Raw genomic sequence first — 7977 nt, 5'->3', positions numbered from 1 at the left:
TAAATTTATTTTAAAGTATTGCTTATTATTCTTAGTATTAACCTTTAAGGGAAATCGAGTGATGTATTTTTATCTGTTTTTTCTTATTCTTTCTGCCTCTTCTGTTATATAATCAGGATAGCCGTATAGCTTTAATATTTTTATGGCATTACCCTCATTGGCTGTGCCTTTCTTGATTTTGTAATCGAAAGCCAGTGTTTCATTCTTAATGTTCTCGCAGAAATGATAAAGCTCGTACTCATTTTCAAGGAGTGATGTAAGTTCGTTGTCGTGTGTCGATGCCAGTATTATGTTGTTATGTCCAGCCAGTTCCTTCAGTACAGCTGCATTGATGGAAATTCGTTCTGCAGTATTTGTTCCTTTAAACAGTTCGTCGAACACCAGAAGATGATTGCCCGATATAGCACTGTCGAATACCTTTTTCACATTCTCAGTTTCCGTGAGGAAATAACTTTTCCCTTTCTCTAAGTCATCTTCTGTATCTATTACTGAGAGGACATGCCTGCCGGTATCAATTCTGAATTCATTCGCAAAGCAGGTGTTAAGAGTTTTGCCGGTTATTGCATTTATTGCAATAGTACGTATGAAACTGGTCTTTCCCGACATATTGGAGCCTGTAATGAGTACTGATTTCGTGGATATTGATATGTCGTTTGGAATACAGTTGTCTATCAGCGGATGATAAACTGATTTAGCCGACAGCTTTTCATCATTTCCAGGTTTTGTGGGATGGCAATAATAAGGAAGCTCTTCGCGAAGAAATGACAAAGAACAGATTACATCCAAAAATCCGATGAAACGGAAAACGCTGTCGATATCTTTACGTTTGCTATCAATAAGACGGAATGAGTTTATAACATTTATTGTGGTATGAAGAAAGAATATATCCAGCAATTCTGTAAACATAAATAAAGGCATTGCTGCGTTACTGTCCAGATTAATACTTATACGGAATAAGCGCAGTTTCTTGACCAGCTCTTTTAGATTGTTGATATACTGGTGGATATTTCTGTCCGTATCGGCGAATATGCTGATTTCTGCAACCTCTTTTGCTGTTTGTAAAAGTCTGTACAGCTGTGGTATGGAGAAATAGTATAATGAAAGCTGACTTTTTTGTTTCAGATGCAGATAGCAGTTTGCGATATATGATGCGAGAAACAGTATAAGAAACTGTCCCGGAATGTTGCTTATAAAGGTGCATAGCAGGAAAACCGACGGCAGCCACCGGCAGATGTTGATTGCGTGGATGTAGCTTTGTGAGTAGTCTGTATTCTTTCCGTGTAGTAACTCTGTTATTGTGTAAGCATCAGGTTTATTCAGTTTCCCTAGTAGTCCTACAAGCCGCTTCCTTAATGAAATGTTATCATGTAGTTCTTTTATCAGATATTCGTTGCCACTGACTTGAGAAATTTTATCTTTGCATACTATGTGATATAAATATTGTCTGCCTATACATGAAGATGTAAAGTCTATCTTTTCGCACAGACTGTCGATGTTCAGTTCGTGACGTACATTTTCGGGCAGTCCTTTTTCTCCGAAAGTCATGCTGCGGTATGTATCGTATGCTTTGATGTCGTTATCCATAGTCGGCAGAATATTATATACGCAAATATACTTACAAAAACTAAAAGATGCAATTTATTACTTTTGATGTAAACAATAGTAAAGTTCGATTGTTTTGTTATAGATAGGAAACATTATCTTTAGATGAGATAGCCTGCACCTCGGAAACAAAAGCCTGAAAACTTTGTGCTTCACTCGGTTTGCACTATCTTTGTGCCTTTATAATACGGAAAGTTATGAATAACAAAATATTAGTAACAGGAGCCAGCGGATTTATTGGCAGTTTTCTGGTTGAGGGTGGCCTTGCCGAAGGAATGCAGGTTTGGGCTGGAGTGCGCAAAAGCAGTAGCAGAAAGTATTTGCAGGATGAGCGAATCCGTTTTGCTGAACTGGATTTTACAGATTCTGACAAACTGGCGTCGCAGTTGCTCAAGCATAAAGAGGAACACGGTGGATGGGACTATATCATTCATTGTGCCGGCGTTACCAAATGTTTGGACAAGGCAGATTTTGAGATAGGTAACTATTGGGCTACACGTCATTTCATCGAGACACTTGTTAAGCTTGATATGACTCCTAAGAATTTTATTTTTATAAGTTCACTCAGTATTTTCGGACCTATATGCGAGAAAGATTATTCGTCTATATGCGAGACGGATAAGCCTGTTCCGAACACTGCCTACGGTGTTAGTAAGCTCAAGACAGAGGAGTATCTTCATGGTCTGAAGGATTTTCCATACGTAATATTTCGTCCTACAGGAGTATATGGCCCGCGCGAGAGGGATTACTTCCTGATGATAAAGTCGATATGCAGTCATGTTGATTTCGTTGCAGGATATAAGAGACAGGATATTACTTTCATATATGTAAAGGATTTGGTTCAGGCTGTTTATCTGGCAATAAAGAAGGACGTAAAATACCGCTCGTATTTTGTAAGCGACGGCGAGGTGTATAACAGCCGGACATTTTCCGACCTTATACGTAAGGAACTGGGAAATCCGTGGATGATAAGATTTGTATGTCCGTTATTCCTACTCAAAGCTATTTCGTATGTGGCTGAGTTCTTTTCACATTTCACTCACAAGCCGAGTACTCTGAATAGAGACAAATATAATATAATGAAACAGCGCAACTGGAGGTGTGACATTAGCCCGCTCATAGAAGAATTAGGATATAAACCCGAATATAAACTGGAGCGTGGTGTAAAGGAAATAATTAGCTGGTATAAAAAAGAAGGATGGATATAAACTTAAAATTGTTGGAGAGGGTAGAGACGGGTAAGGGACTTTTTGCCGTAGAGAGTATAAGCCTTATTTACAATGCACTGACCTCAATCCTCATATTGATTTTGTATCCTCGCATGGACCATCCCGGCATTATGCTTCTGGAACGTCTGGGGATAGTGGCCCTCACGTTTGCCCTGATGTATCTTTATAGGGCATACCCGTGCAGGCTTACGGCTTTTGTACGTATGGTGGTACAGATGTCACTGTTGGCATACTGGTATCCTGACACGTACGAATTCAATCGTGTGTTCGACAATCTGGACCATTTATTCGCAGCTATGGAGCAGTCATTGTTCGAGTGTCAGCCGTCAGTTGAGTTCAGTAAACATTTCCCTTCGATATGGTTCAGCGAACCGCTTAATATGGGATATTTTTTCTATTATCCAATGATGCTGATATTGGTGGTATATTATTTTGTAAATCACTATATGAAGTTCGAGAAAGTATGTTTCGTGCTAGTAACTTCGTTTTTCATATATTATCTGTTCTATCTGCTTGTACCTGTGGCAGGTCCGCAGTTCTATTTTCCGGCAATAGGAATGGACAGAGTGAATGCCTGTGAGTTTCTGCCGCTTGGCGACTATTTCAATTATAATGTCCTGCTGTTTCCGGCTCCCGGTTATGAGCACGGTTTTTTCTATAATCTGGTAGAGGCATCACAGGAGGTAGGCGAAAGGCCTACGGCGGCATTCCCAAGCTCGCATGTTGCCATATCCACTATAGTAATGATAATGTCGTCCAAGGTAAGCAGAAAGCTGACATATTTTCTGTTGCCGTTTTATATACTGTTATGTCTGGCAACCGTATATATACAGGCTCATTATCTGATAGACTCTATTGTAGGATTCATATCTGCATTTTTCGTTTATCGCATTGCTGTAACGATGTACGACAAATGGTTTATTACACCCACTTTCAAATGATTAATAAAACTTGTTTATGAAGATTAGAAATATAGATTTAGGAGAGCAGCCTGTACTTCTTGCTCCGATGGAAGATGTTACCGATCCGGCATTCCGACTTCTCTGTAAGGAGTTTGGAGCCGATATGGTATATACCGAGTTTGTGTCGAGCGACGCTCTGATACGTTCGGTGGGCAAAACCATGCTGAAGCTTAACATAAGCGAAAAGGAGCGTCCCGTAGCCATTCAGATTTATGGTAAGGACACTGAAACCATGGTTGAGGCTGCAAAAATAGTGGAGCAGGCCAATCCTGATATCCTGGATTTGAACTTCGGATGCCCCGTCAAGCGTGTAGCCGGAAAGGGGGCAGGTTCGGGTATGCTGCAGAATGTTCCTAAGATGCTTGAGATAACTAAGGCTGTGGTAGATGCTGTTAAGATACCTGTTACGGTGAAAACCCGTTTGGGATGGGACTCAGAGCATAAGATAATTGTGGAGCTTGCAGAGCAATTGCAGGACTGCGGTATAGAAGCCTTGACTATACACGGACGTACACGCGCCCAGATGTACACCGGAGAGGCTGACTGGACTCTGATAGGCGAGGTGAAGAACAATCCGCGCATGCATATTCCGATAATAGGCAATGGTGACGTCACAACTCCGCAGCGCGCAAAGGAATGTTTCGACAAATATGGTGTGGATGCCATTATGATTGGCCGTGCCAGCTTCGGTCGTCCATGGGTGTTCAAGGAAGTGAAACACTATCTGCAGACAGGTGAGGAGCTGACCGGACTTGATTTCGGATGGAAGATGAACGTTCTCCGTCGTGAGGTGCAGGACAGTGTAAATCTGCTTGACGAGCGTCGCGGTATTCTTCATGTACGCCGTCATCTTGCAGCGTCGCCTTTGTTCAAGGGTATTCCTAATTTCAAGGAAACGCGTATTGCCATGCTCAGGGCAGAGACATTAGATGAGTTGAACTCTATTCTTGATCATATAGAAGAGACTTTTGCCTATTGATTGATTTTATAGATTTTTCATTGCCGACTGTAGTCAGCAGAGCTGCCGACTACAGTCGGCAATGCTGCTGACAACTGTCGGTAGCACTGCTGACAATAGTCGGCATCAGAAAAAATTGCAATTCCTTATTTCACGTTTATTATTATTCGTCTGTAACCCTTTAGGTTATGTTCGCCATTGTCGGTCACCTCGCAGATGATATGTATTGTTTTACTTTTTGCATCAGTAGGTACGCTGACTTCTGAAATCGATTTATCGGCATTTCTTATTTCAATCTTTCCATTGTAGTTGCCTGCTTCAGGCATATACCACCATTTGTATGTCAACTGGTCGCCGTCAGGATCATATGTTTTCGATGCATTTAGTTTTATCGTACTTCCGGCTTTTGTATTTACCTGTATAGCTTCAAGACCTTTCTTCCCGTTTACGATAACTATCGGATTTCTGTTGCCTTTTCCGTATTTTGCCCAGTCCATCCTGGCTGCAAAGTTTGCAAAAGATGCATTGTAGAAATATTTTTCATATTTCTGTGAGATGGCTTTAGCCTCTTTCGAAGTGTTGGTGTAGCAATAAGTCTCGTTGTCCAGGGTTTTGTCCCATACGAAATATCCTCCCCATCCTGTCTGATTAGGAACTGTAGGATTGTTCAATCCATTGGGTAGGACATGCAGGAAAGATGGTGTATCACCTTCCACTCCATATTTGTTCTTCGGGTATATCTTGCCCAGATTTCCATGTCCCTGAATGTGCTTTGCGTATTCATTCCAATTACTTGATCCCAGACCACATTGCGACAGCCATGCGCTTTCATCCCATATGAAATTGATTTTGTCGCCGAATTCTTTTCTAAGCCAGTAGTGCGAACTCAGTGTATATTTCCCTCTGTCGCCCCATGCTACATCCTGGTCTGTTATGGCATATATATAGATTTTCTTCAGGAATTTTTCCAGTTCAGCCTCGCTTCTTTCCTGTTTTATTCTCCATATGGCCTGTGCTATTGTGTTTCCGCCACCCCATAGTCCTATGAACAGCGGACGGTCGTCTTTCTCGTCTGCCAGTTTGATTATGAAATCACTTCCTGCCGAATTATTATCTTTACCCAATGATTTGTATCCGAAATCCAGACTTCCCATCATAATGCGGCTTCTCAGATATTCCGGACTAGGCCAGTAGCCTATTGATTGTTTTTTCGATTCTTCTTCGATGCTGATAAATTCCTTTTGCTGAGAGCGTTTCATCAGGTTTGGAACATCCTTTTCGTATGCGTTTATTACTGTTTTTAGGCTGTCCATCCATCCTTGTGGGTACTTTTTACCACTGCTGTTCCATCCGCTTGTGGTTATTATTGCTTCAATCTCGAAAAGATCGGCATGCGAAAGAAGTCTTATAGCCGATTCCATATCATCCGGCTCTACATTAACAGGAGCAATGTCGGTCAGTACGACAATTCTTGGTTTCAGACATTTGGCATCTTTTCTTGCCATTATGGAAGAAGGTTGGCAAGTTAGTGCTGCTGCCATCAAAAGTGATAAAAGAAGTTTCGGTTTTCTCATAATATTTGTGCTTTTCAAATTCTTTTTGCAAATATAATATTAAAATACAAGTAGATGAAAGAATATAGAGTTACGCAGTGTGCGGCATTAAAGTAATGGAATATTTTTCGTACCTTTGTAGCCGTAACTCAATGAAGTATAAATAAATGAATTATTCAATTAAAGATTTCGAGATAATGGCGCCTGTAGGCTCGCGCGAGTCATTGGCGGCAGCCATTAATGCCGGAGCGGATTCCATCTATTTCGGTATTGAAAGCCTTAACATGCGTGCCCGTTCGGCAAGCACGTTCACTATTGACGATTTGCGTGAGATTGCAGCCCTCTGCGACGAGCATGGAGTAAAAAGCTACCTCACCATAAACACTATAATTTATGACGAGGACATAGAACTGATGCGCAAGATTGTGGATGCAGCAAAGGAAGCCGGTATCAGCGCGGTAATAGCAGCCGATGTGTCTGTCATGGCATACTGTAATCAGGTAGGTCAGGAAGTCCATCTCTCTACACAACTCAATATCAGCAATGCCGAGGCGTTGAAGTTCTACTCACGTTTTGCCGATGTCGTTGTGTTGGCTCGTGAACTTAACCTGAAGCAGGTACGCAAGATTTACGATGCTATTCAGGAAGAGAACATAACAGGTCCGATGGGCGAGAAAGTAAGAATAGAGATGTTTTGCCACGGAGCCTTGTGTATGGCAGTATCCGGCAAATGCTATCTGAGCCTTAACGAGCTGAATGCTTCTGCAAATCGTGGCGCATGCATGCAGGTATGCCGCCGTTCATATATCGTAAAAGATAAGGAGAGTGATATAGAACTGGAAGTTGACAACCAGTATATCATGTCTCCCAAGGACCTTAAGACCATACATTTCATGGACGAGATGATAGAGGCCGGAGTACGCGTGTTCAAGATAGAAGGACGCGCGCGCGGACCAGAGTATGTTCGTACAGTAGTGGAATGTTATAAGGAAGCTATCCGCTCGTATCTGGACGGCACGTTTACAGAAGAGAAGAAGGCAGACTGGGACACGCGCCTTAAGACAGTGTTCAACCGCGGTTTCTGGAACGGATATTATCTCGGACAGCGTCTTGGCGAGTGGAGCAAGAACTACGGTTCCGAGGCCACGGAAAGGAAGGTATATGCTGGACGCGGCATAAAATATTTCTCAAATATCGGTGTTGCCGAATTCCTCATCGAGGCTACAGAAATCAAGGTCGGCGACAAGCTGCTCATCACCGGTCCTACTACCGGGGCAATGTATGTAAACCTGGAAGAGGCACGTGTAAACCTCAAACCGGTGGATGTGGTGAAGAAAGGTGTCCATGTATCGTTCAAGGTACCCGACAGAATCCGTCCCAGCGACAAACTCTATCGTGTGGTTCCTGCCGAGGAACTGAAAAAGAAATAATCAAATCAGAAGTTATTGCTTCATTTGGAGTTAAAGGGGGTAAAGTAAATGTTCACTGGAACAGGTACTTTATCTCCTTTAATTTTACCATACTTCCTTTACAGTTATACCTTCTTTACTCCTATATCTGCTTCCCCGTCATTCTGCACGTGTGAAATGATGCAAATGAAAACACTTTTCCTCTTCTGATTGTTCTCCCGGATTTTAGTATTTGTAATGCAACTGATGTTGCAGAATTGTTTC

Annotated in this window: 6 protein-coding genes; 4 read left to right on the top strand and 2 right to left on the bottom strand. The window is 42.0% G+C overall.

Features of this window, described 5'->3' with window-relative positions:
* Positions 1 to 69: 69 nt before the first annotated feature.
* Positions 70 to 1584: a DNA mismatch repair protein MutS gene (locus NW213_RS15610; protein ID WP_258323355.1), complete on the bottom strand. Its 1515-nt coding sequence runs from the start codon at positions 1582 to 1584 to the stop codon at positions 70 to 72.
* A gap of 215 nt (positions 1585 to 1799) precedes the next feature.
* Between NW213_RS15610 and NW213_RS15605 the strand changes: the two genes are divergently transcribed.
* From NW213_RS15605 to dusB, 3 genes are read left to right on the top strand one after another with little or no spacing between them, the layout of a single operon-like run.
* Positions 1800 to 2810, top strand: coding sequence for an NAD(P)-dependent oxidoreductase (locus tag NW213_RS15605; protein ID WP_258323354.1), 1011 nt, complete (start codon positions 1800 to 1802; stop codon positions 2808 to 2810).
* Positions 2807 to 3772, top strand: coding sequence for a phosphatase PAP2 family protein (locus NW213_RS15600; protein WP_258323359.1), 966 nt, complete (start codon positions 2807 to 2809; stop codon positions 3770 to 3772). The genes NW213_RS15605 and NW213_RS15600 overlap by 4 nt, the downstream gene beginning before the upstream one ends.
* A gap of 16 nt (positions 3773 to 3788) precedes the next feature.
* Positions 3789 to 4772, top strand: a complete 984-nt coding sequence (gene dusB, locus NW213_RS15595; protein ID WP_204392500.1) for a tRNA dihydrouridine synthase DusB — start codon at positions 3789 to 3791, stop codon at positions 4770 to 4772.
* 125 nt (positions 4773 to 4897) lie between these two features.
* Here the strand turns inward: dusB and NW213_RS15590 are convergent, their stop codons facing one another.
* Positions 4898 to 6325, bottom strand: coding sequence for a DUF1593 domain-containing protein (locus NW213_RS15590; protein WP_258323353.1), 1428 nt, complete (start codon positions 6323 to 6325; stop codon positions 4898 to 4900).
* A gap of 146 nt (positions 6326 to 6471) precedes the next feature.
* Here NW213_RS15590 and NW213_RS15585 point away from each other — a divergent pair, with 146 nt between their 5' ends.
* Positions 6472 to 7734 (top strand): peptidase U32 family protein, encoded by a 1263-nt coding sequence (locus NW213_RS15585; protein WP_204392496.1) that lies wholly within the window; start codon positions 6472 to 6474, stop codon positions 7732 to 7734.
* The last annotated feature ends 243 nt before the right edge of the window (positions 7735 to 7977 follow it).

The organism is Bacteroides sp. ET336 (assembly GCF_024733815.1).
Lineage (GTDB): Bacteria > Bacteroidota > Bacteroidia > Bacteroidales > Bacteroidaceae > Phocaeicola > Phocaeicola cellulolyticus.
Note: the sequence above shows the minus strand (reverse complement) of the source record. Positions and strands in the feature narration are given on the sequence as shown.

Excerpts from the sequence above, each read along its gene's own strand:
- NW213_RS15610 (WP_258323355.1), bottom strand. The coding sequence starts at position 1,584 with ATGGATAACGACATCAAAGCATACGATACATACCGCAGCATGACTTTC.
- NW213_RS15605 (WP_258323354.1), top strand. The coding sequence starts at position 1,800 with ATGAATAACAAAATATTAGTAACAGGAGCCAGCGGATTTATTGGCAGT.
- dusB (WP_204392500.1), top strand. The coding sequence starts at position 3,789 with ATGAAGATTAGAAATATAGATTTAGGAGAGCAGCCTGTACTTCTTGCT.
- NW213_RS15590 (WP_258323353.1), bottom strand. The coding sequence starts at position 6,325 with ATGAGAAAACCGAAACTTCTTTTATCACTTTTGATGGCAGCAGCACTA.
- NW213_RS15585 (WP_204392496.1), top strand. The coding sequence starts at position 6,472 with ATGAATTATTCAATTAAAGATTTCGAGATAATGGCGCCTGTAGGCTCG.